The sequence below is a fragment of the Paracoccus sp. N5 genome, assembly GCF_000371965.1.
Taxonomy (GTDB): domain Bacteria; phylum Pseudomonadota; class Alphaproteobacteria; order Rhodobacterales; family Rhodobacteraceae; genus Paracoccus.
The window spans coordinates 401441-425510 of sequence record NZ_AQUO01000001.1 but is presented as its reverse complement, the minus strand read 5'-3'; the positions used below and the strand labels follow the sequence as shown (position 1 = coordinate 425510).

Annotated in this window: 16 protein-coding genes, 1 tRNA gene and 1 pseudogene; 8 read left to right on the top strand and 10 right to left on the bottom strand. The window is 68.6% G+C overall.

From position 1 onward, the window contains the following. Positions 1-111 precede the first annotated feature (111 nt). From metH to PARN5_RS0102075, 3 genes are all read left to right on the top strand, one after another. Entirely contained in the window at positions 112-3873 is a 3762-nt protein-coding gene (gene metH / locus PARN5_RS0102085) for a methionine synthase (RefSeq protein WP_026155111.1), read from the top strand. Positions 3874-3965: 92 nt separating this feature from the next. Continuing rightward, positions 3966-4052 (top strand) — tRNA-Leu (locus PARN5_RS0102080). 175 nt (positions 4053-4227) lie between these two features. Next, positions 4228-5526 carry an O-acetylhomoserine aminocarboxypropyltransferase/cysteine synthase family protein gene (locus tag PARN5_RS0102075; RefSeq protein ID WP_017998145.1) on the top strand — a complete coding sequence of 433 codons (1299 nt, stop codon included), beginning with the start codon at positions 4228-4230 and terminating at the stop codon, positions 5524-5526. A gap of 52 nt (positions 5527-5578) precedes the next feature. On the opposite strand, the gene PARN5_RS0102070 is transcribed toward PARN5_RS0102075, so the two are convergent. Continuing rightward, the gene (locus PARN5_RS0102070; RefSeq protein ID WP_017998144.1) at positions 5579-6442 is read right to left on the bottom strand and encodes an SIMPL domain-containing protein; all 864 of its coding nucleotides are present in this window, start codon (positions 6440-6442) and stop codon (positions 5579-5581) included. Between the two features lie 201 nt (positions 6443-6643). Here PARN5_RS0102070 and PARN5_RS0102065 point away from each other — a divergent pair, with 201 nt between their 5' ends. The 3 genes from PARN5_RS0102065 to gatB all read left to right on the top strand — a co-directional run bounded on the left by PARN5_RS0102065 (position 6644) and on the right by gatB (position 13281). Continuing rightward, positions 6644-9601 carry a hypothetical protein gene (locus PARN5_RS0102065; protein ID WP_017998143.1) on the top strand — a complete coding sequence of 986 codons (2958 nt, stop codon included), beginning with the start codon at positions 6644-6646 and terminating at the stop codon, positions 9599-9601. Then, positions 9601-11511 carry a monovalent cation:proton antiporter-2 (CPA2) family protein gene (locus PARN5_RS0102060; RefSeq protein ID WP_017998142.1) on the top strand — a complete coding sequence of 637 codons (1911 nt, stop codon included), beginning with the start codon at positions 9601-9603 and terminating at the stop codon, positions 11509-11511. Before PARN5_RS0102065 ends, PARN5_RS0102060 begins: the two co-directional genes overlap by 1 nt. 255 nt (positions 11512-11766) lie before the next feature. Then, on the top strand, positions 11767-13281 hold the full coding sequence (gene gatB, locus PARN5_RS0102055) for an Asp-tRNA(Asn)/Glu-tRNA(Gln) amidotransferase subunit GatB (protein WP_017998141.1): 1515 nt from the start codon (positions 11767-11769) through the stop codon (positions 13279-13281). Positions 13282-13552: 271 nt separating this feature from the next. On the opposite strand, the pseudogene PARN5_RS23145 reads toward gatB, so the two are convergent. Together PARN5_RS23145 and thyX are read right to left on the bottom strand one after the other, a co-directional pair. After that, a pseudogene (locus PARN5_RS23145) lies at positions 13553-14303 on the bottom strand (IS5 family transposase); the annotation flags it as partial. Between the two features lie 110 nt (positions 14304-14413). Next, on the bottom strand, positions 14414-15328 hold the full coding sequence (gene thyX / locus PARN5_RS0102045) for an FAD-dependent thymidylate synthase (protein ID WP_017998139.1): 915 nt from the start codon (positions 15326-15328) through the stop codon (positions 14414-14416). Positions 15329-15462: 134 nt separating this feature from the next. On the opposite strand from thyX, the gene PARN5_RS0102040 reads away from it, so the two are divergent. Continuing rightward, the gene (locus PARN5_RS0102040; RefSeq protein ID WP_020487198.1) at positions 15463-15891 is read left to right on the top strand and encodes a VOC family protein; all 429 of its coding nucleotides are present in this window, start codon (positions 15463-15465) and stop codon (positions 15889-15891) included. Positions 15892-16063: 172 nt separating this feature from the next. Here the strand turns inward: PARN5_RS0102040 and PARN5_RS0102035 are convergent, their stop codons facing one another. Further along, positions 16064-16579 carry a winged helix DNA-binding protein gene (locus tag PARN5_RS0102035; RefSeq protein WP_017998136.1) on the bottom strand — a complete coding sequence of 172 codons (516 nt, stop codon included), beginning with the start codon at positions 16577-16579 and terminating at the stop codon, positions 16064-16066. A gap of 60 nt (positions 16580-16639) precedes the next feature. Next, positions 16640-16951, bottom strand: a complete 312-nt coding sequence (locus tag PARN5_RS0102030) for a succinate dehydrogenase assembly factor 2 (protein WP_017998135.1) — start codon at positions 16949-16951, stop codon at positions 16640-16642. Positions 16952-17035: 84 nt separating this feature from the next. On the opposite strand from PARN5_RS0102030, the gene PARN5_RS0102025 reads away from it, so the two are divergent. Next, positions 17036-18238 carry a pyridoxal phosphate-dependent aminotransferase gene (locus PARN5_RS0102025; RefSeq protein WP_026155109.1) on the top strand — a complete coding sequence of 401 codons (1203 nt, stop codon included), beginning with the start codon at positions 17036-17038 and terminating at the stop codon, positions 18236-18238. Between the two features lie 38 nt (positions 18239-18276). Here PARN5_RS0102025 and PARN5_RS0102020 read toward each other — a convergent pair whose 3' ends face one another. From PARN5_RS0102020 to fabB, 5 genes are all read right to left on the bottom strand, one after another. Continuing rightward, positions 18277-19167 carry a LysR family transcriptional regulator gene (locus PARN5_RS0102020; protein ID WP_017998133.1) on the bottom strand — a complete coding sequence of 297 codons (891 nt, stop codon included), beginning with the start codon at positions 19165-19167 and terminating at the stop codon, positions 18277-18279. Between the two features lie 56 nt (positions 19168-19223). Further along, on the bottom strand, positions 19224-21032 hold the full coding sequence (locus PARN5_RS22770; RefSeq protein ID WP_081614907.1) for an FG-GAP-like repeat-containing protein: 1809 nt from the start codon (positions 21030-21032) through the stop codon (positions 19224-19226). 161 nt (positions 21033-21193) lie between these two features. Beyond that, on the bottom strand, positions 21194-22021 hold the full coding sequence (locus tag PARN5_RS0102010) for an alpha/beta hydrolase (protein ID WP_017998131.1): 828 nt from the start codon (positions 22019-22021) through the stop codon (positions 21194-21196). Further along, positions 22021-22809 (bottom strand): enoyl-ACP reductase, encoded by a 789-nt coding sequence (locus PARN5_RS0102005; protein WP_017998130.1) that lies wholly within the window; start codon positions 22807-22809, stop codon positions 22021-22023. Before PARN5_RS0102005 ends, PARN5_RS0102010 begins: the two co-directional genes overlap by 1 nt. Before the next feature lie 19 nt (positions 22810-22828). Then, the gene (gene fabB / locus PARN5_RS0102000; protein ID WP_026155108.1) at positions 22829-24058 is read right to left on the bottom strand and encodes a beta-ketoacyl-ACP synthase I; all 1230 of its coding nucleotides are present in this window, start codon (positions 24056-24058) and stop codon (positions 22829-22831) included. Between the last annotated feature and the right edge of the window lie 12 nt (positions 24059-24070).

Below are 24070 nucleotides of genomic sequence, written 5' to 3'. Positions count from 1 at the left end.
TCGGGCCCCGGGATCATGAATCTGGCGCAAGATCATTGTGCGGATGTTGAATTTCACTAAATGACGGTCTGCCTGTATAGGTTGCTCTTCGAACCAAGCCCGGATGCCGCCATGACCCTGCCCAAGTCCCCCGTCTTCGAAGCCCTGCGCGAGGCCGCGCGCCAGCGCATCCTGATCCTGGACGGCGCCATGGGGACGCAGATCCAGCAGCTGGGCCTGAAGGAGGACGATTTCCGCGGCCATGGCAACGGCTGCAGCTGCGGCTGCCATCCGCCGGCGGCGGGCGAGCATCCGCAGCAGGGCAACAACGACCTGCTGATCCTGACCCAGCCCGCGGCGATCGAGGAGATCCACTACCGCTATGCCAAGGCGGGCGCGGATATCGTCGAGACCAACACCTTTTCCTCGACCACCATCGCCCAGGCCGATTACGGCATGGAGGCGGCGGTCCATGACCTGAACTTCCACGGCGCCCGCATCGCGCGCCGGGCGCTGGACCGCGCCACGGCCGAGGATGGCCGCCCGCGCTGGGTGGCGGGGGCCGTCGGGCCGACCAACCGGACGGCCTCGATCAGCCCGGACGTGAACAATCCGGGCTATCGTGCCGTAAGCTTTGACGATCTGCGCATCGCCTATGCCCAGCAGATCCGCGGGCTGGTCGACGGCGGCGCCGATCTGATCCTGATCGAGACCATCTTCGACACGCTGAACGCCAAGGCGGCGATCTTTGCCTGCGAGGAGGTCTTTGCCGAGGTGGGGCTGCGGCTGCCGGTGATGATCTCGGGCACGATCACCGACCTGTCGGGGCGCACGCTGTCGGGACAGACGCCGACCGCCTTCTGGTATTCGGTCAGCCACGCCCGGCCCGCCACCATCGGGCTGAACTGCGCGCTGGGGGCCGCCGCCATGCGCCCGCATCTGGCCGAGCTTTCCTCGGTCGCGGATACGCTGATCTGCGCCTATCCCAATGCCGGCCTGCCGAACGAGATGGGCCAATACGACGAATCGCCCGAGGAGATGGCGGCGCAGGTCGCCGAATTCGCCCGCGAGGGGCTGGTGAACGTGGTCGGCGGCTGCTGCGGCTCGACGCCTGCGCATATCGCCGCCATCGCCCGCGCCGTGGCCGACCTGCCGCCGCGCGCGATCCCGGAAATCGAGCCGCGCCTGCGCCTTTCGGGGCTGGAGCCCTTTGTCAAGACCGACGACATTCCCTTCGTCAACGTGGGCGAGCGCACGAATGTCACCGGCTCGGCCAAGTTCCGCAAGCTGATCACCAATGGCGATTACGCCGCCGCGCTGGACGTGGCCCGCGACCAGGTCGAGAACGGCGCCCAGATCATCGACGTGAACATGGACGAGGGGCTGATCGATTCCAGGCAGGCGATGATCGACTATCTGAACCTGATCGCGGCCGAGCCCGACATCGCCCGCGTGCCGGTGATGATCGACAGCTCGAAATGGGAGGTGATCGAGGCCGGGCTGAAATGCGTGCAGGGCAAGGCGGTGGTGAACTCGATCAGCCTGAAGGAGGGCGAAGAGGCCTTCCTGCATCATGCGGACCTCTGCCGCCGCTATGGCGCCGCGGTGGTGGTCATGGCCTTCGACGAGAAGGGCCAGGCCGATACCGAGAACCGCAAGGTCGAGATCTGCGCCCGGGCCTATGACATCCTGGTCAACCGCGTCGGCTTCCCGGCCGAGGACATCATCTTCGACCCGAACATCTTCGCCATCGCCACTGGGATCGAGGAACATGACAATTACGGGTTGGACTTCATCGGCGCGACCCGGCGGATCATGCAGCAGTTGCCGCATGTGCATGTCTCGGGCGGGGTGTCGAACCTGAGCTTCAGCTTCCGCGGCAATGAGCCGGTGCGCGAGGCGATGCATGCGGTGTTCCTGTATCACGCGATCCAGGCCGGCATGGACATGGGCATCGTCAATGCCGGCCAGCTGGCCGTCTATGACCAGATCGAGCCCGCGCTGCGCGAGGCCTGCGAGGATGTGGTGCTGAACCGCAAGCCGAAGGCCGGCGGCACGGCGACCGAGAACATGCTGGAGATCGCCGAGCGTTTCCGTGGCGAGGGCGGGGCCAAGGCGCGCGAAAAGGACCTGACCTGGCGCAGCTGGCCGGTGGACAAGCGGCTGGAGCATGCCCTGGTCAACGGCATCACCGAATATATCGACGAGGACACCGAGGAGGCCCGCCTGGCCGCCGAACGTCCGCTGCATGTGATCGAGGGCCCGCTGATGGCGGGGATGAACGTGGTCGGAGACCTGTTCGGCTCGGGCAAGATGTTCCTGCCGCAGGTGGTGAAATCGGCCCGGGTCATGAAGCAGGCCGTGGCGCATCTGCTGCCCTATATGGAGGCCGAGAAGGCCGCGGCGGGCGGCGGTGGCGGCGCCTCCAGCGCCGGCAAGATCCTGATGGCGACGGTCAAGGGCGACGTGCATGACATCGGCAAGAACATCGTCGGCGTCGTGCTGGCCTGCAACAATTACGAGATCATCGACCTGGGCGTGATGGTGCCGGCGACCAGGATCCTGGAAACCGCCAAGGCCGAGAAGGTGGACATCATCGGCCTGTCGGGCCTCATCACGCCGTCGCTGGACGAGATGGCGCATGTCGCCGCGGAACTGGAGCGCGAGGGTTTCGACATTCCGCTGCTGATCGGCGGCGCGACCACGAGCCGGGTGCATACGGCGGTCAAGATCCATCCGCGCTATGCCAAGGGCCAGGCGGTCTATGTCACCGATGCCAGCCGCGCCGTGGGCGTGGTGGGCAGCCTGCTCTCGGGCCAGAAATCGGCCTATGTCGACACGGTTCGCGCCGAATACCTGGACGTGGCGAACCGGCATGCCCGCGCCGAGGCGGACAAGAAGCGGCTGTCGCTGGCCTCGGCCCGCGACAATGCCGTGCGCATCGACTGGACCGGCTTCGAGGCCAAGACGCCCGAGTTCCTAGGCGCGCGCGTCATCGACGATTTCGACCTGGCCGAGATCGCGCGCTACATCGACTGGACGCCGTTCTTCCAGACCTGGGAGCTGAAGGGGGTCTATCCCCGCATCCTCGAGGATGAAAAGCAGGGCGAGGTGGCGCGCCAGCTTTTTGCCGATGCGCAGGCCATGCTGAAGCGCATCATCGACGAGTCCTGGTTCAAGCCGCGCGCCGTCATCGGTTTCTGGCCGGCGAATCGCAGCGGCGACGACATCCGCCTGTTCACCGCCGACGACCGCGCGCATGAGCTGGCGACGCTGCACACCCTGCGCCAGCAGGTCAGCAAGCGCGACGGCCGCCCGAACGTGGCCCTGGCCGATTTCGTCGCGCCCGAGGGCCATCGCGACTATGTCGGCGGCTTCGTGGTCACGGCGGGGGGCGAGGAGCAGCAGATCGCCGAACGGTTCAAGGCGGCGCATGACGATTTCTCGGCGATCCTGGTGCAGGCCCTGGCCGACCGCTTCGCCGAGGCGCTGGCCGAGATGATGCACGAGCGGGTGCGCAAGCAATACTGGGGCTATTCCGACGAAGCCTTCAGCCCCGAGGAACTGGCCGCCGAGCCCTACAAGGGCATCCGCCCGGCGCCCGGCTATCCCGCCCAGCCCGACCACACCGAAAAGACCACGCTGTTCCGGCTGCTGGACGCGACGGCGGCGACCGGGGTCGAACTGACCGAGTCCATGGCGATGTGGCCGGGCTCGTCGGTCTCGGGCCTCTATATCGGTCACCCCGAGGCCTATTATTTCGGCGTCGCCAAGGTCGAGCACGACCAGGTTCTGGACTATGCCCATCGCAAGGGCATGTCGCTGCGCGAGGCCGAGCGCTGGCTGGCGCCGATCCTGAACTATACCCCGCAAGGCGCCGTGGCGGCGGAGTGAAAAACAGGCCCATGCTGTAATTGGCGCGGCGGGTGAAAATCACTCTTTTCATCCGCCGCGCAACCGTCTAGAACGCGCGGGCCTGACGACGTGCGGTCGTGGCGGAATTGGTAGACGCGCAGCGTTGAGGTCGCTGTTCCTTAACCGGAGTGGAAGTTCGAGTCTTCTCGACCGCACCAACATCCCTTCCCTGAAGCGATGCCATGCTCTTTCCCGCCCCGGCGGAGAAGGCGCGTTCTCCTGGACGGCTGCGCGGCGCCATGCCGCGCCTTTCCCGGCGCCATCCCCCGGATTTCGATGGATTTCCGTCGCGAAACCCGCCTAGTCTCGCGCCCGCAGCTAGGGAGAGTTTCCATGTCCGACAGCATGTCCCCCGATTGGGGCTTCGACACCAGCGCCGTCCATGCCGGCAGCGCGCCCGACCCGGCGACCGGTTCGCGCCAGGTGCCGATCTATCAGACCACCGCCTATGTGTTCCAGGACGCGGGCCATGCCGCGCGGCTCTTCGGCCTGCAGGAGGTCGGCTATATCTATTCCCGCCTGACCAACCCGACCGTCGCCGCGCTGCAGACCCGCATCGCGGCGCTGGAGGGCGGCGCGGGCGCGGTCTGCTGTTCGTCGGGCCATGCGGCGCAGATCATGGCGCTGTTCCCGCTGATGGGGCCGGGCAGGAACATCATCGCCTCGACCCGGCTCTATGGCGGCACCATCACCCAGTTCAGCCAGACCATCAAGCGCTTCGGCTGGTCGTGCAAATTCGTCGACCTGGACGATCTCGAGGCGCTGCGGGCGGCGGCGGACGAGGATACCCGCGCCATCTTCTGCGAATCGATCTCCAACCCCGGCGGCTATGTCACCGACATTCCGGCGGTGGCCAAGGTGGCGGACGAGCTCGGCCTGCCGCTGATCGTCGACAACACGCTGGCGACGCCCTGGCTTTGCAAGCCGCTGGAGCTGGGCGCCACGCTGGTCGTGCACAGCCTGACGAAATACATCACCGGCAATGGCACCGTGACCGGCGGCGTGATCGTGGACAGCGGCAAGTTCGACTGGTCGGCCTCGGACAAGTTCCCCAGCCTGTCGCAGCCCGAGCCGGCCTATCACGGGCTGAAGTTCCACGAGACCTTCGGCAGCCTCGCCTTCACCTTCCACGGCATCGCCATCGGGCTGCGCGACCTGGGCATGACCATGAACCCGCAGGCCGCGCATTACACGCTGATGGGGGTCGAGACCCTGGGCCTGCGCATGCAGCGCCATGTTGAGAACGCCCAAAAGGTCGCGGAATGGCTGGAGAAGGACCCGCGCGTCACCTCGGTCACCTATGCCGGCCTTGCGTCCTCGCCCTGGAACGCCACGGCGCGGCGGGTCTATCCCAAAGGGGCGGGGGCGCTTTTCACCTTCTCGATCAAGGGCGGCTACGACGCGGCGGTGAAGCTGGTCGACAGCCTGAAGCTCTTCAGCCATGTCGCGAACCTGGGCGATGCGCGTTCGCTGGTGATCCATTCCGCCTCGACCACGCACAGCCAGCTCAGCGACGCGCAGAAGATCGCGGCCGGGGCCGGGCCTGACGTGGTGCGGCTGTCGATCGGCATCGAGGACGCGCAGGACATCATCGCCGATCTCGACCAGGCGCTGGCGGCGGCGACGGCCTGAACCAAGCGGGCGGCGGAATGGCCCGCCGCCCGCTCTGCTGCATTCGTGGCGCTCAGTTCGCCAGCGCCTCGCCTTCGGGGGCGTCTGGCGCCGGAGCATCGGGGGCAGGGGCGTCGGGGGCAGGGGCCGCGTCCGGTGCGGGGCCGTCCTCGTGCATGGCGAAGACGGCGGTCACATGGGCCGTCACCGCCAGCTCGCCCGCCTCGACGGGGGTGTCGGCCTGCTTGGCCGCAGCCGCCATCATCATCGGGCGCGGCCCGCCGCCGGCCTGGGCCTCGGAGAGCGAGATCAGCGGCCCGAGCTTCATCCCGGCCGCCTCGGCCATGACCTCGGCGCGGTGGCGCGCATCGGCGATGGCATCGGCGCGGGCCTGGTCCAGCGCCTCGGTCATGTCCTCGCGCGAGAAGCTGATGCCGCTGATCTCATTGGCGCCCGAGGCGACCAGCTTGTCCAGCACCCCGCCAAGCGCCGCGATGTCGCGCACGCGCAGCGTCACCATGTTCTGCGCGGCATAGCCGGTCAGCTTGGGCGCCTGGCCGTCCTGATAGTCGATCACCGGCGACAGGTTCAGCCCCGAGGTCTGGATGTCGCGGGCCTCGATCCCCTCGGCCTTCAGCGCCTCGATGACCTTACCTTGCTGCTCGGCAGTCTGCGCCATCGCCTCGGCGGCGGTGGCGGCGCGCGAGCTGACCCCCAGCGAGATCGTCGCCATGTCGGGCTGGGCCGCGGACTGGCCCTCGCCGGTCACGGTCAGCTTGGCCATGGGCCCGTGATGCTTGCCGGAGTGTTTCATGGCGTGCTGTCCGATCTGCGGCGGGGGCGGCGGCGGGGCGTCCGGGGCGGTCTGCGCCAGCAGCGGGCCGGTGCCGATGGCGATCAGCGTCGCCGCGGTCAGCAGGGGGCGGAATGGGGCCATGATTTCTGTCTCCTTGGCACGGCCTTGGGGAAGGGTTCTGGCCGCGCGATTGTCGTTCCCGCCCCATAACACCGGAAATCGCGGTTTGGATGCCTCACAATCCGGTGTTCCGCTTTTCACGGATCGCGTTCTGCGGTAGTCCATTCAAAAAGATCACAAGAACGCGCGCAGGCGCCCGGGACCGCAGAGCAAAGCCTATTCATGTCGCTTGATTCCGTTACCGAATACGCCCTTTCCTTCAGCGAGGATGCCGTGCATCTTCAACGCCGCGAGACGGCGGCCGAGGGGCAGGCGCCGGCCGCATGGCGCCATCTCGGCTCGGTCGAGTTCGACTCGGCGGGCTTTCGCGACGAATTGACCGCGCTGCGCGCCATGACCGGAGACGCGGTTCCGCTGCCGGTGACGCTGGTCATCCCCGACGACCAGATCCTTTACACCACCCTGACCGTCGCCCCCGGCGCCGACCGCGAGCGGTCGGTGGGCCGGGCGCTGGACGGGCTGACGCCCTATACCATCGACGACCTGGCCTTCGACTGGGAGGGCGACGGCGACAGCGTCCGCGTCGCCGCCGTGGCGCGCCAGACCCTGCGCGAGGCACGCGATTTCGCCGCGCAATACGGCTTCGACGGCCAGGGCTTCCGCGCCGCGCCGGCCGAGGGCGCCTATCCGGGCGAGCCGGTCTTCGTGCTGGATCCCCCGGCCCGCGCAAGGCCCGCCGTCGATCCGGCCCAGGCCGGCGTGACCTCGGCCGGGCTGCAATTCGCCGAGGACAGCGCGCCCACGGATCTGGACCTGGGTGGCGATGCCGAGGAACTGGCCGAACCCGCTACCGAGACGGCGGCCGAGCCTGCCGGCACGGCCGATCCGGCCCAACCCGAGACGGCCGAACCCGAAACGCCCGAGGCTGCCGAACGGTCGGAGCCCGTGCCGGTCGCCGATGCCGCGCCGGCAGAGAGCGAACCGGCCAAGCCCGAGGATGCGCCGGAGGAATCCGCCGCCGTCCCGCTGGCCGAGACTGCCGCTGCAGCGCCGGAGGCCGAGCCCGAAGCTGCGCCGGTGACCGAGGCCGCCGCCGCCACGGTGGTGCGCCACACCCCGGCTGCGGAACCTGGCGCCGCCGGTCCGGCCTTGAACCCGCGCGCCCGCGCCATCCATGAACGCGCCGCCGGGGCCCGCAAGACGCGCGAGACCGTGGCCGCGCCGCCTTCCGGCCGCCGCCCGGGCGAGCGGGGCGGGCTGGTCGGTCTCGTCGGCATGCTGGCGGCGCTGGTCGCCGGGCTGATCCTGATCTGGGCCTTCGTGGTGCCGCGCGACGGCGGCGACAGCCTGGCCGAATCCGCCCCCGCGGTCGAGCGCCCGGCCGATCCGGCGCCGCAAGCCGCCGCAACGGCGCCCGCCCCCGAAGCCGCGCCAGAGTCCCTCGCGGCAGCCGCCCCCGAACCTTCGGTGGTTGCCTCGCAAACCGCGGCGCCTGCTCGGCCAGCGCCGGCGCAGCCCGCGCCGCAACTGGCCGCGCCCACCGCGCCGATCTCGGCCCTGACCGAAGAGGAGCGGCGGCGCGTCATCGTGGCGGCCGCCGCCGTCGCCGCCGCCGTGGTGCCGCCCTCGGCCCATGCCGCCGCGCCTGCGGCCCCGGATGCGCCGGCCGCTGCGGCCGCGGTCCCGCTGCAAGCGCCCGCCGTCGCCGCCGCCGCCCCGGCGGCCAGCGTCGCCGCCACCCGCCCCGCTGCCGCGCCGCAGCAGCCGGCCCGGACCACGCCCTCGGCCGCGCGGCCGACCAGTGCGGCGCCGGCGGCGGTGCGTCTCAGCAGTTCGGCGCGGCCGCAGCTGGCGCCGCGGCGCAGCACGCCGCAGACCAGCGCGCCGCGCGCCGACAGCGCGCCGCGCCTGCCGGCCGATCCCTTGCCCTATGCGGCAAGCCAGAAGGCGGCGCAGCCGATCCGCGCCACTCGTCCGCCGGAGCGCGCCCGCCGCGCCACCGCCCCGGCTGCGGCGCCGGCCGCCAGCCCGGCCGCGGCGCCCGCCGGCCCGGTCGCCAAGGATGCGGCGCTGCGCGGCTCGTCCCGGCCACCGCTGCGCCCCGAGGGCTCGGCCCCCGACCTGATCGAGGACGAGGCGCTGGCCCCCGCCGATGACCGGCAGTTGCGCGACCTGATCCGCGATCTGGGCCGGCACGGCCTGGTCGAGGCCCGGATCGCGCCTGCGGCCGAGGGCGCGCGGCTGGCCCAGGCCCGGCCGTTGCGCAAGCCGGGCAGGGCCGCGACTGCCAGCGATGCGGTCAGCGCCTCGGCCGTCGATGCCGCGCTGCGCGCCGCCACGACGCCACCACCGGACAAGCCCGGCCGCAGCGCGGAAGCCGCGACGCCCGCCCGGGATTCGGGCGGGCTTTTGCGTGGCTCGTCCCGACCGCAGCCGCGTCCCGGCAAAGGCGGCGCCACGCCCTCGGCCGGTGCCATCGACGCGGCGCTGACGGCTGCCGCCGCGGCCCCGGCGGCGACGCCCGGCGCGGTGCAGCTTTCGGCGCTCGCCTCGTCGCCATTGCCGCCCCGGCGCGGCGATGCGCCCGAGGCCGCCGCCGACCCGGCACCCGGCCCCGACCCGGCGCCCGGCCCCGATCCGGCCGCGGCGGCCCCGGCAGCGGCCGCGCCGGCTGCGGGCCCCAGCGAGGCCGAGATCGCCGCCCGCCGTGCGCTCGACGAGCAATTGCAGGCCCAGGCCGAGGCCCGCATCCGCGCCCGCGCCCAGGCCGACGCCGCCGCCGAGGCCCAGGCCCGCGCCCAGGCCGAGGCCCGTGCCCGCGCCCAGGCCGCGGCCGAGGAGCGCGCCGCGCGCGCCCGCAAGCAGGATTACAAGCCCCCGGAAATCGACAACGAGCCCGAGATCGCCGCCTCCGCCCTGTCGAAAGGCGTGTCCTCGGCCGGCGTGGCCAAGGCCGCGACCCAGGCGCGCGGCATGGACACCGGCCGCACCACCATCATCGGCATCATCGGCGCCGGCCAGGCCAGCCGGGCGCTGATCCGGCTGCGCAGCGGCAAGGTGGTGACGGTGCGGCTGGGCGACCGCATCGACGGCGGCACCATCAACTCGATCGGCAACGGCCGGCTGACCTATGTGAAGTCGGGCCGCACCCACGAACTGCGGATGCTGGACGGGCGCTGATGGAATCCTTCCTGCTGATCGCCACCGTCTACCTGCTGACGATGGTGATCGCCGTGCCGCTGTCGGCGCGCCTGGGCCTGGGCTCGGTGCTGGGCTACCTGGTTTCCGGCATCGTGATCGGGCCGGTTCTGGGCATCGCGGGCTCCGCCGGCGCCATGGCCGACTTGCAGCATTTCGCCGAATTCGGCGTGGTGATGATGCTGTTCCTGATCGGGCTTGAACTGGAGCCCGAGGCGCTGTGGCAGATGCGCAAGAAGCTTCTGGGCCTGGCCGGGATGCAGATCCTGGGCACCGTGGCGCTGCTGGCGCTGCTGGCGATGGCGCTGAACCAGGACTGGCATGTCGCGGTGACGCTGGGCATGATCCTGTCGCTGAGCTCGACCGCCATCGTCTTGCAGACCTTGTCGGAAAAATCGCTGATGCAGACCCCGGGCGGGCGCAGCGCCTTTGCCGTGCTCTTGACCCAGGACATCGCGGTGATCCCGATGCTGGCGCTGATGCCGCTGCTGGCGACGCGGGCGCCGCTGCCCACCTCCGAGGAGCATATCGGCGAGGCCTTCATGCATTCGCTGCCCGGCTGGGCGGCGGCGCTGGTGACGCTGGGCGCGGTGGCGGCGGTGATCCTGATCGGGCAATACCTGATCCGGCCGATGTTCCGCTATGTCTATTCGGCGCGGCTGAACGAGCTCGACACCGCGCTTGCGCTGCTGATCGTGGTGGGCATCGCCTCGCTGATGGAATTCGTCGGCCTGTCGCCGGCGCTCGGCACCTTCCTTGCCGGGGTCATGCTGGCCGGATCCGAGTTCCGCCACGAGCTCGAGGGCCAGATCGCGCCCTTCAAGGGGCTGCTGCTGGGGCTGTTCTTCATCACCGTCGGCGCCGGCATGGACTTCGGCATCCTGTTCCAGCAGCCGGCGACCGTGCTGGGCGTGACGGTGGCGCTGATCGCGATCAAGGCGGTCGTCCTGCACCTGATCGCCCGGCTGACCGGGCTGCGCGGCCGCGACCGCACGCTGTTCACCCTGTCGCTGGCGCAGGCCGGCGAATTCGGCTTCGTGCTGATCTCCTATGCCGTTTCGCTGGCGATCCTGCCGCGTGCCCTGGCGCAGGGCATCCTGCTGGTCATCGCGCTGTCGATGCTGGCGACGCCGCTTCTCTTCATCCTGTCGGACTTCATCTCGCGCCGCATCGCCGAGGAACGCGCCAGCGACCTTGCCGACGAGATCGAGGAGCAGCAGCCGATCATCATCGCCGGGGTCGGCCGCTTCGGCCAGGTGCTGAACCGGCTGGTGACCATGTCGGGCTTCAAGACCACGGTGCTGGACCACGACCTCGCGGTGATCCAGCTGATGCGCCGCTTCGGCTTCAAGGGCTATTTCGGCGACCCGACCCGGCCCGAGATCCTGACGGCGGCCGGGCTCGACAAGGCCCGGGTGCTGGTCGCGGCGCTGGACGACCCCGAGGCGAACCTGCGCCTGGTGCGCTATGCCAAGGAAAAGCGCCCCGACATCGTGGTGATCGCCCGCGCCCGCGACCGGGTGAACGTGTTCCAGCTCTATGCCGCCAAGGCCGACCATATCGTGCGCGAGACCTTCGACAGCTCGCTGCGCGCCGGGCGCTATGCGCTGGAGCATGTCGGCCTCTCGCCCTATGAGGCGGCCGAACTGGAGCGCATCTTCTACCGCATGGATCGCGCCCATCTGCGCGAGCTGGCCGAGGTCTGGAAGCCCGGCGTCCCGGTCGAGGAAAACCCCGAGTACATGGCACTGAGCCGCGACCTGAACCGGCAGCTGGAAAACGCCCTGATCGAGCGTTTCTCGCACGGTCCCAGCGCCGCGCCCATCGGGTCCGAGGGCGACGAGGCGCCCGAGCACGGGCTGACCCGTCCCGGTCGTCCCGGCGGGCGCTGAGGCCGATGTCCGGCCTTTCCGGCTGTTGGCCGGTCGGGTCCGGGTATTTGGAAAACGGTGAATGCGGGGTTGGCGAGAGCCTGGCGCGGCCCGTTCTGGTGGCGCCGCGGCGGTTGGGTATTTGAGGAGCAAAGAAGCGCGCAAGAGCTTGTCTTCACTGTTTTCCAAATATCCCTGCGGCGCTGCCACGGCCCGGGCCTTGCCGGGCGGGCGCCGAGACCCTAAAAGGCGGGCAGCCTTGCCAAGGGGAATGCCATGCTTGACCATCTGACCTATACCGCGCCGGAACCGAAAGTCATCCAGGGCGCGAAGCAGGATTGGGAACTGGTCATCGGGCTGGAGGTCCACGCCCAGGTCGCCTCGAACGCCAAGCTGTTTTCCGGCGCCTCGACCGGCTTCGGGGCCGAGCCGAACAGCCATGTCGCCTTCGTCGACGCGGCCATGCCGGGCATGCTGCCGGTCATCAACGAATTCTGCGTGGCGCAGGCGGTCAAGACCGGGCTGGGGCTGAAGGCCGAGATCAACTTGGTCAGCGCCTTCGACCGCAAGAACTATTTCTATCCCGACCTGCCGCAGGGCTACCAGATCAGCCAGCTCTACCACCCGATCGTGGGCGAGGGCGAGGTGATCGTGGACATGGGTCCCGGCGTGGCCCGCCGCGTCCGCATCGAGCGCATCCACCTGGAGCAGGACGCGGGCAAGTCGATCCATGACATGGACCCGAACATGAGTTTCGTGGACCTGAACCGTACCGGCGTCGCGCTGATGGAGATCGTCAGCCGCCCCGACATCCGCGGGCCGGAGGAAGCCGCGGCCTATGTCGCCAAGCTGCGCCAGATCATGCGCTATCTCGGCACCTGCGACGGCAACATGCAGAACGGCAACCTGCGCGCCGACGTGAACGTCTCGGTCTGTCCGCCGGGCGCCTATGAGCGCTACCAGGAGACCCAGGATTTCAGCCATCTCGGCACCCGCTGCGAGATCAAGAACATGAACTCGCTGCGCTTCATCCAGGCCGCCATCGACTACGAGGCGCGCCGCCAGATCGCCATCCTGGAAGACGGCGGCAAGGTGGTGCAGGAAACCCGGCTCTATGACCCCGACAAGGGCGAGACCCGCTCGATGCGGTCCAAGGAAGAAGCCCACGATTACCGCTATTTCCCCGATCCCGACCTGCTGCCTCTGGAGATCGAGCAGGCCTGGGTGGACGGCATCGCCGCCGCGATGCCCGAGCTGCCGGACCAGAAGAAGGCCCGTTTCGTGGCTGATCTGGGGCTCTCCGAATATGACGCGGGCGTACTGACCGCCGAGGTCGAGAATGCCGATTACTTCGAGGCCGTGGCCCGGGGCCGCGACGGCAAGATGGCTGCGAACTGGGTCATCAACGAGTTGTTCGGCCGGCTGAACAAGGAAGGCCTGACGGTCGAGACCTCGCCGGTTTCCGCCGCGCAGCTGGGCGGGGTGATCGACCTGATCGGTTCGGGGGCGATCTCGGGCAAGATCGCCAAGGATCTGTTCGAGATCCTATGGACCGAAGGCGGCGACCCGGCCGAGATCGTGGAAGCGCGCGGGATGAAGCAGGTCACCGACCTTGGCGCCATCGAGGCGGCCGTGGACGAGATCATCGCCGCCAATCCGGCGCAGGTGGAGAAGGCCAAGGCCAATCCGAAGCTCGCCGGCTGGTTCGTGGGGCAGGTGCTGAAGGCGACCGGCGGCAAGGCCAATCCGGCCGCGGTGCAGGAACTGGTGGCGCGGAAGCTGGGGCAATAGACGGGGGGCTGGGGCGCAGGCCCTGGTCTTCCGGGGCTGTCCTTGCGGGATGAGGCTTGGGCGAGGGTCTTGCCGCTCTGTCGTTGCTGGTACGACCCTGTTGGTCGATGGGGCGCTCGCAGGATGCGCAATTCGACTGGTGGATTCATTGCCAGACTTTGTTGAGCAGAATTCAGCTTGCCCGCGATGATATGTTCGGGCACCGACTCTGCTGCATAAATCGGCTGATGGACGGACTGCGCCTTTCCCTGGCCAGCCCTATCCTGCGACCATCGGTGATGGGTGTTCCGAGCGGTGAATCCGTTCAGGATGGCGACACGGAGCTGGAACTCCGCAACCTGACGGTCGAAGTCCCGCGCGGATAGGCGCTGGCCCGGCAACTTGGCGCAGTGCATCCGATCGTCGGGAATCTTGCGGGGCGATGGTTGCGGCGGCACCGCGGGCGGCGATGGCGTCGTGGCACCTGCGGGTGTCGAAGGCGCCGTCGGCGGTGACGGTGGCGATCTCCTGCCCGGGCGGGATCTGGTCGAGAAGTTCGGGCAGCATGGGCGCATCGCCTATATCGCCGGTGGTGAACTCGGCCGCCCGGATTTCCAGGGTATGCTCGTCGATCCCGATATGGATCTTGCGCCAGACCCTGCAGTTGGCGCCGCCATGCTCGGGCGCTCCACTCGCGCTCGTCCTCGACCTTGATGCCGAACGGACCGGCCGAGCCGCGGTCGGGAATGTTCACCTTCAGCGTCTTCCGATGGCGCGACACCTGCTGAAGTCCGGCACCGTCCCGTCCAGGCCGATCAGCCGCGAGCCGGGCTCTCGACGAAGCCGCCTCGCCATGGTCTCGAACCAGTGGCGATCCCATGGCTCGATCTGCCTCACGGCCATGCCGAACAGCGCTTTCATGGTCAGGCAGGTCTGGACCGCGGCATCACTGCAGGCTGGCTGGCGCCCGCGCCGCCGGTGGGGGCGGCCTCCCAGGTCATGGCGGGATCGAACCAGATCGTCAGCGAGCCACGACGCTTCAGCGCTTCGTTGTAAGCGGCCCAGTTCCGGGTCTTGCAGGTCGGAGGGGGCGGGTCTTCTCATGGGGACCAGCTAGCAAGCTGGATTCACGAGATGAATCCCCTCAACCGATTCATGCAACAGAACCCCAGACCTCCTCGAACTCGCGCCATTCGCCCTTGCTCATGCCGCTGCTCTCCTGCGTGACGGTTTCGCCGGCCAGACGACGGCGCAGGGCCTCGACGGCCTTGGCGGAAAGCTGCAGTCCGCCCAGGCGGTAATCCTCGAAGGCGGCATAGGCCAGCGGCACCCAGTCGCGGACGATGCCGCACATCGTCTCGGCATAGGCGCGGATCTCGTATTGCGCATGGGCATCGGCGCGCAGGCGCAGGAAATGGAACAGGTTGTGCAGGTCCACCTTCCAGTACCATTGCGTATAGACATTGGCCGGCAGGTTCATCCGCGCCAGCTCGCGCGCCAGACCCTGCTGGCCGTCCTGGCTCAGCATCGCCTCGTAATGGTCATAGCTGCGCATCGCATCCTCGCGCAGCAGGTCCAGGACGCGCGCGGCCTCGTCACCCTGCAAGAGCTGGCCGCGGCCCTGGTTGTTCACGGTCGATTGCGCGGCCAGGTGCTCGGGCGCCGGGATGTAGAATTCGCGGTCGAGGATGGAATAGCGCGCCGAATATTCGTTCACGTTGGCGGTGCGGTGGCGGATCCATTGCCGGGCGACGAAGACCGGCAGCTTGACGTGGAACTTGACCTCGCACATCTCGAAGGGGGTCGAGTGCCAGTGCCGCATCAGATAGCGGATCAGCCCCTCGTCATTGCTGACCGACTTGGTGCCGCGGCCATAGCTGACCCGTGCCGCCTGGGTGATGGCGCTGTCGTCGCCCATGTAGTCGATGACCCGCACCAGCCCGTGGTCCAGCACCGGATGCGCCTGGTAGAGATGCCGCTCCATCCCCTCGGCCACGGCGCGCAGGGTGGGGCGCGGGGTGGCGCGCAGCTCGTCGATCTCGGCCTGTTGTTCGGGGGTCAGCGGCATGTCTGGAATCCTTCCTTCTGCTGCCCGTCTTGTCGCGCATGTCCGCGCCGCGATCAACGAGGAAACCCGGCGCCGCCGGTTGCCGTTATGCCGCGGCAATGCCAGTCTGGCGGCCGCAAAGGAAAGGAAAGCCGATGAAGATCCGTTATCTGCACACCATGGTGCGCGTGCTCGACCTCGACAAGACGATGGCATTCTTCCGCCTGCTGGGGCTCGAGGAGACCCGGCGCATCGAGAACGACAAGGGCCGCTTCACCCTGGTCTTCATGGCCCCGCCCGAACAGCCGGAATGTCCGGTCGAATTGACCTGGAACTGGGATGGCGACGACGGGCTGCCCTCGGACAGCCGGCATTTCGGGCATCTGGCCTATCGTGTCGAGAATATCTATGACCTGTGCCAAAGGCTGATGGATGCGGGCGTGACCATCAACCGTCCGCCCCGCGACGGGCACATGGCCTTCGTGCGCAGCCCCGACAATGTCTCGATCGAACTGCTGCAAGAGGGCGAGAGCCTGCCGCCGCAGGAGCCCTGGGCCAGCATGGAGAACAGCGGCCACTGGTGATCCGGGCGGCGGCGCGCCCCGCATTTCTGCATATGCCCGGCCCGTCACCCCCAGATCGCCGGCGGCGAGAGAGACCGACCCGCCCGCGATACATGCCGGGCCGGGCATATCCGGGACCGCCAGGAATGCCCTTGGCGGCCGCGATTCCGCGCCGGAGGGCCGGCGCCTTGCCTCAATAGATGTAGCGGATCTGTTCGGCCCAGAAGCGTTCGACCCGGCGCCATTGCAGGTTCACCCCCTCGATGGGCGGGTCGTCCAGCACGCCGGAAAGCTCCAGCCCCTCGGCATGGCGGGTGAAAAGCGCGGCCACGCAGTCGCGCACCTCCTGCCCGTCGGGGGTCAGCCGCACCCGCACCGAGCGGCGGTCCATCTCGCAGCGTTCGTGGTGGACATAGCCCAGCTCGACCAGCTTCTTGAGATTGTAGGACACGTTCGAGCCCTGATACATCCCGCGCGAGCGCAATTCCCCAGCCGTCACCTCGGCCGTGCCGAGGTTATAGATCAGCATGGCCTGGATCGGCGTCAGATCCGTCCGGCCCAGCCGTTCGAATTCGTCCTTGACCAGGTCCAGCAGGAGCCGGTGCAGCCGTTCCAGGATCTGGAGGCTTTCAAGATAGGCCTCGCTTCGGCTGCTGCGTGGCAGGGGCCGCAGGGCGGGCACCGTCTGGGCAGGGCTGCGCTGTTGCATATGCAGTTTCCGTTCATGGCGTCGTTTCGGCCATGGTGCAGCATATTCCCCAATCTTCGGTTAATCCCGGCGCAGTTCGCTAAAATTGTGCCTATTCGGCCCCAGCCTGCCCTGGGCATGGCGCGCGATACGGTCCAGCAGCGGTGACAGCGCCGCGGGGCCGGGGCGGGCATCGCCCAGCCGCGCGGTGATCCAGGGATAGAGATCCTGGTCGTTTTCCTCCAGCAACGCCTCGTAAAGATCCAGCTCCGCGGGCGAAAGCCCCGCCAGGTCGCTGTCCGAGAACGGGCCCAAGATCAGGTCCATTTCCTTAGTGCCGCGCCGCCAGCTGCGCATCCGCAGCCGCTTCAGCCTTGCCTCATGCTCGTCCATGCCCGTCCCGTCCCAGCCGTCCCCGGCTTGCCTGTCCGCGGGGGGATGCCTATGACAAGGCGACCCAGCCGCAGGATGAATATGATGCGCTTTCTGTCCCAGACGCTCGCCCGCGTCAAACCCTCGCCGACCATCGCCATCACCGGCCGCGCCCGGGAGCTGGCCGCCGAGGGGCGCGACATCATCAGCCTGTCGGCCGGCGAGCCCGATTTCGACACGCCCGCCCATATCCGCGAGGCCGCCAAGGCCGCCATCGACCAGGGGCACACCCGTTACACCGCCGTTGACGGCATCCCCGAGTTGAAACGCGCCATCTGCGACAAGTTCGCGCGGGAAAACGGCCTCGACTATAGCCCGGCCGAGATTAGCGTCGGCACCGGCGGCAAGCAGATCCTCTACAATGCGCTGATGGCGACGCTGAACCCGGGCGACGAGGTGATCATTCCGGCGCCCTATTGGGTCAGCTATCCCGACATGGTGCTGCTGGCCGGCGGCACCCCGGTCATCGTCCCGGCCGAGATGGACAGCGGCTATCGCATCACGCCCGAGCAGCTGGAAGCCGCGATCACGCCGAAGACGAAATGGCTGATCCTGAACTCGCCCTCGAACCCGACCGGGGCCGGCTACGCCGAGGATCACATGCGCGCCCTGACCCGGGTGCTGCTGCGCCATCCGCAGGTCTGGGTGCTGGCCGACGACATCTATGAGCACCTGGTCTTCGACGATTTCCGCTTTGTCACCCCGGCCCAGGTCGAGCCGGCGCTGAAATCGCGCACGCTGACCATGAACGGCGTCAGCAAGGCCTATGCTATGACCGGCTGGCGCATCGGCTATGGCGCCGGGCCGCGCGAGCTGATCGGCGCCATGGCCAAGCTGCAATCGCAATCGACCTCGAATCCCTGCTCGATCAGCCAATATGCGGCGCTGGCGGCGCTGCAGGGGCCGCAGGATTACATCGCGCAAAGCCGCGCCGTGTTCCAGCGCCGCCGCGACCTGGTGGTCGCCGGGCTGAACGCCTGCCCGGGGATCGAATGTCCGGTGCCCGAGGGGGCGTTCTACGTCTATCCCTCGATCAAGGCGCTGATCGGCAAGACCTCGGCCGGCGGCACGCTCATCGCCGATGACGAGGCCTTCGCGACCGCGTTGCTGGACGAGACCGGCGTCGCCGTGGTGTTCGGCGCGGCCTTCGGCCTCAGCCCGCATTTCCGCATCTCCTACGCGACCTCGGATGCGGTGCTGGAGGATGCCTGCGCGCGGATCAGGCGGTTCTGCGAAGGGCTGCGCTGAAGGCAAGCGGTGTGCAGCGCGCGGGCGGCGAGACAGCCCTAGCGCGCCTCGCCCTCGCCCGACTGCCGGGCAGCCTGCCAGACCCGGCCGGTGATGCCGCGGCCGCGCGCGGCATTGCGATAGAGCCGGATCTGCATCGGCAGCTCGGGCGCGACGATTTCCAGCCGCCGGGCGGAAAGCTCGGCCTCGACCAGCCGGCGCGGGATCCAGACCATGCCATGCCCGGCCACGGCCATGCTTTTCAGCGCCTCGGCCATGCTCGATTCGTCGGTATGGGCGACATAGACCAGCGGCGCGCCGGGCTGGGCCAGCGCGATGCGGGCCATGGCGTTCAGGAACGAGCCGCGCGAATATTTCAGCATCGGCATGCCCTCGGTCAGCCATTCGCGCGGCCAGCCGGGACGGGCTACGGCGACCAGGCTGTCCTGGCCCACCAGCAGATGCGGATAGTCGCCCGGATCCAGCGGGATGTTCACCTGCGGATGGGCATAGGTCAGGAAGAAATCATAGCCGCCCTCGGTCAGCGCCTCGATGCAGCGGTCGAAATTCTCGGGCTTCACGCGGCTGGTCATCTGGCCGGCGGCGGATTTCAGCCGCATCAACCAGCCCGGCAGGAAGGTCACCGTCAGGCTGTGCAGCGCCAGGAAGCTGATCTCGCCGCCGCGGTTGCGCGCCTGGTCGCGGAATTCGGCGCGGCGGGCCTGGATCATCCGCACCGCCTCCTCGGCCGTCTCGCGAAAGGCGACGCCCTCGGGCGTCAGCGTCACCGGATAGCTGTCGCGGTTCAACAGATCCGTGCCCAGCCATTCCTCGAGCGCGCGGATGCGGCGGGAAAAGGCGCTTTGCGTGACGCCGCGCAACTCGGCCGAGCGCGAGAAGCTGTGCGTCTCGGCCAGCGACAGGAAATCCTCGAGCCACTTGAAATCCATGGCACCCCCTTCCGCCGGCTTTAGCCGAGGCGGCTGGGGGTCGCCAAGGGGCATTCTCAGACGGAGAAGTCGTCGGCCAGCACCGGGGCGGCGAAGCCGGTGCCGGTCGACAGCGCCACCTCGACGAATTCCTCGCCGAAGCCGACGATATCGGCGCACCCGTCGCCGTTCACATCGGCCAGCATGCGCTCGTGCCGGTCGGTGCGCCAGCCGTCGTCAAAGGCGAACTCGTCCGACCAGATCTCGGCCACGGCAAAGCCCGCGCCGGTGGAAAGCGCCACCGCGACGCCGGTTTCGCCGAAGGCGACGATATCGGCGCGGCCGTCGCCGTCCACATCGGCCAGCACGCGCTCGTGCCGGGTCACGTCCCAGCCGCCGGCGCGGGCGAACTCGGTGCTCCAGACCGTGCTGGCGGCAAAGCGGGTGCCGGCAGAGAGCGCGACCGCGACGCCGGTCTCGCCGAAAGCCACGATATCGGTGCGGCCGTCGCCGTCCACATCGGCCAGGGCGCGGACGTGAAGCTCGTTGCGCCAGCCGGCGGCATAGGTGAACTCGCGCGCGAAGACCCGGGCCGGCCCCAGCCCCGTGCCCGAGGACAGGCCGACCAGCACGCCGCCATTGCCGAAGCCGATCACGTCGTCGCGCCCGTCGCCGTCGACATCCGCCACCGCGCGCTCGTGCCGGGCGACGCGCCAGTTGCCGGCAAGCTGGCCCATGTCGGCAAGCCACAGCCCGGCATCGGTGAAGCCCTGGCCGTTCGACAGCGCCACCGTGACGCCATTGTCGCCGAAGCCCACGATATCGGCGCGGCCGTCGCCGTCCAGGTCGCCCATCTCGCGCTCGTGCCGGTCGATGCGCCAGCCGCTGCGGCTGGCGAAGGCCTCGGACCAGGCGGTGGCCTCGGCAAAGCAATAGTCGCCGGCCAGCGCGGTCAGCACCCGGCCCGTGCCGAAGCCCACCACGTCGGCCTGGCCGTCGCCGTCCACATCGGCCAGCGTGCGGACATGGTTCTGCACCCGCCAGCCGCCGCGCACCTGGGTAAAGTCCAGCGCCCAGAGGTCCAGCACGCCGGCGACCAGGTGGTCGCGCTGCAGCCAGGCCTCGAAATGCGCCTCGAAGATCAGCTCGCCCTCGGGCGTATGACCGCTTTGCGTCAGGGGGTCATGCGCGGCATAGGCGCGGAAGATGTCGCGGAAATGCTCCAGCAACTCGGGCGGGACATTGGCGGGCAGGGCGCGGCTGCCATAGTCGACATGGCCGACCAGTTCCCGCCCGGGGTCCGAGCCCTGGAAGGCCAGCGTGGCCAGCCAGGCCGTGGCGCGGTGATCGCTGTGGTCATCATGCGAAAACACGCTGACATGGTCCTGGATCAGCACATTCGTCGCCTGGTGCGTGTCCATCAGCAGCCGCATCAGCTCGACCAGCTGGGCGCGGTCGTAGCTGGCGGCGCCGTCGACGCTGTGCAGCCGCTCCAGATCGCCCTCGACCAGCTGCTCCAGGCTCTCGCGGCCATAGCGGTCCGAGCCGGTGCCATGCAGCATGCCGTCGGGCAGGCGCAGGAAATACAGCCGGACGTCGGGCTGGTCGGCCAGGTAGCTGGTGACGACCTGGTAACCGCTGTCGCCCAGCGTGACGGTTTCGGTCACCCATTGCGTCGAGCCGGTCATCTCGGACATGGCGGCGCGGGCGCCCTCCTCGCGCCCCAGCCAATAGGCGGCGCCTCGGCCGGCGTCGCCGGCGGTGAGAAAGACGGTGGTGATGGGCTCGCCGCGGGTCAGGGCGGCGTGCAGGGCCTGTTCCATGAACAGGATGCTGTCGTCCTGATGGGCGACAAACACGACATTGGATGTCGTTGGGCCAGACATGGCGATACTCGTGAAAAACCGGAGTGGAACACCACCAGCCTATGCCCGGAAAACCTTTGCGGCAATCCGGGAAATGGCGCATAAACAAAGGTTTGCCATGCCTTGCGGTTGCATTCACGGCCCGGTGCGAAACCCTGCGTGGAACGCCCGGGGCGCGCCGGTCAGCGCATCAGCGCCAGCCAGTCCGTGATCGCCCGCAATGCCTCGGGCTCGTCGAGGAAGGGGATATGCGCGCGGTCGGGCACTTCGGCCAGGATCATGTCGGGGCGGCGGCGCTGCATCTCGGCCGCCGTCTCCTGCGCCAGCAGGTCCGAATTCGCGCCCCGGATCAGCGCCAGCGGCAGGCCCTGCGCGGCGTCGAACAGCGGCCAGAGATCGACTTCGGGCGCGTCGAAACCGGCCAGGAAGGCATCGCGCAGCGCCGGGTCATAGTTGATCCGCAGCCCCGCGGGCGTTTCCTGATAGTGCCGGCGCGCCTCTTGCAGCCAGCGCTCGGCGGAGACATGGGCAAAGCCCGGCATCACCGCCGGCAGGCGCGCGGCCAGTTCCTCATGCGTGGCGGCCGAGGGGTTGCGGCCGATGTAATCCTTGATCCGGTCCAGCCCGCCGCGTTGCAGGACCGGGCCGACGTCGTTCAGGCACAGGCCCAGCAGCCGCTCATGCGCCACCGCCGCCAGCAGCATGCCGATCAGCCCCCCGCGCGAGGTGCCGAGCAGCGCCGCCCTGTCCAGCCCGAGGTGATCCAGCAGCAGCAGCGCGTCGCGGCCCTCTTGCGCGACGGTATAGCTGTCGGCGCCCGACCAGCCCGATGCGCCGCGGCCGCGATAGTCCAGCCGGATCAGCCGAACGCCGGTCAGGTGCGGCGCCAGATAGTCGAAGTCGCTGCCGTTGCGGGTCAGCCCGGACAGCGCCAGCACCGGCAGGCCGGCGCCCTCGTCGCGATAGGCAAGGCGGGTGCCGTCCTCGGCCTGGAAATGCGCCAGCGCCATCACAGGTTGTCCGACTGCGGCATTCCCAGCACGTGATAGCCGCCGTCGACCAGCACGATCTCGCCGGTGGTGCAGGCGCCCCAGTCCGAGCAGAGCCAGACCGCGGTGCCGCCGATGGCCTCCAGCGTGGCATTGGCGCGCAGGGGCGCATTCGCCTCGGTATGGCGATAGGTCTTGCGCGCGCCGCCGATGGCTGCGCCGGCCAGGGTCTTCATCGGCCCGGGGCTGATCGCATTGACGCGGATCCCGTCGGGACCGAGGTCGTTGGCAAGATAACGGACGGATGATTCCAGCGCAGCCTTGGCCACCCCCATGACATTGTAGAACGGCGTGACCCGGTTCGAGCCGGCATAGGTCAGCGTGATGATCGAGCCGCCATTCGTCATCAGGGGCTGCGCCCGCCGGGCCAGGTCGATCAGCGAATAGCAGGAAATCGTCAAGGAATTCTTAAAGTTGTCGCGCGTGGTGTTGATGAATCGCCCGGTCAGCTCGTTCTTGTCGGAAAAGGCCACGGCATGGACCAGGAAATCCAGCCCGCCCCAGCGCGATTCGATCTGGGCAAAGGCCGCGTCCAGCGATTCGTCGTTCAGCACGTCGACATCCATCAGGAAGTCCGAGCCCAGCGACTGCGCCAGCGGCTCGACCCGCTTGCCGAAAGCCTCGCCCTGATAGGAAAAGGCCAGCTCGGCGCCTTGGTCGGCCAGCGCCTTCGCGATGCCCCAGGCGATCGAGCGGTCATTCGCGACCCCCATCACCAGGCCGCGTTTCCCCTTCATCAAATCGCCCATCGCTTAACCTTTTCTTGGCTTATTCGCGGTATTTCGACAGGACCAGCGTCGCGTTGGTGCCGCCGAAACCGAAACTGTTGGAAAGGACCGTATCGAAATCGACATTGTCGACGCGCTCGCGCGCGATTTCCTCGGGCCGGATCTCGGGATCCAGCTCGGTGATATTGGCCGAGGCGGCGATGAAGCCGTTCTGCATCATCAAGAGCGAATAGATCGCCTCATGCACGCCGGTCGCGCCCAGCGAATGGCCGGTCAGCGACTTGGTCGAGGAGACGGGCGGCACGGCGCCCTCGCCGAAGACCCGGCGCAGGGCCTTGATCTCGCCCACGTCGCCGACCGGGGTCGAGGTGCCATGCGCATTGACATAGCTGACGCGGCGGCCTTCGGGCAGGGTCGAGAGCGCCAGCCGCATCGAACGCTCGCCGCCTTCGCCCGACGGCGCCACCATGTCGTAGCCGTCGCTTGTCGCGCCATAGCCGGTGACTTCGGCATAGATCCTGGCGCCGCGCGCCAGCGCATGGCCCAGTTCCTCGAGCACGACCACGCCGCCGCCGCCGGCGATGACGAAGCCGTCGCGGGTGGTGTCGAAGGGGCGCGAGGCGGTCTGCGGCGTGTCGTTGTATTTCGAGGACATCGCGCCCATGGCGTCGAACAGACAGCTGAGCGTCCAGTCCAGTTCCTCGCCGCCGCCGGCGAAGACGATGTCCTGCTTGCCCATCTGGATCAGCTCGGTGCCGTTGCCGACGCAATGCGCGCTGGTCGAACAGGCCGAGGTGATGGAATAGTTCACGCCCTTGATCTTGAAGGGCGTGGCCAGGCAGGCCGAATTGGTCGAGGACATGCAGCGCGTGACCATGAACGGGCCCATGCGCTTCGGCGCGCCTTTCTCGATCACGATGCGATGCGCGTCGAACAGGTTCGAGGTCGAGGGCCCGCCCGAGCCCATGACCAGCCCGGTGCGTTCGTTCGAGACATCCTCCGGCGTCAGCCCGGCATCGGCGATGGCCTGCTCCATGGCCAGGAAGTTATAGGCCGCGCCTTCGCCCATGAAGCGCAGGTTGCGCTTGTCGATATGGTCCTCGAGCACGATCTGCGGCATGCCGTGAACCTGGCTGCGAAAGCCGTGCTCGGCATATTCGGGGGCGAAGACGATGCCCGAACGGCCCGCGCGCAGGCTGTCGGTGACCTCGGTGGCATTGTTGCCGATGGGAGAGACGATGCCCAGCCCGGTGATGACGACACGGCGCATGGCGTGCTCCTT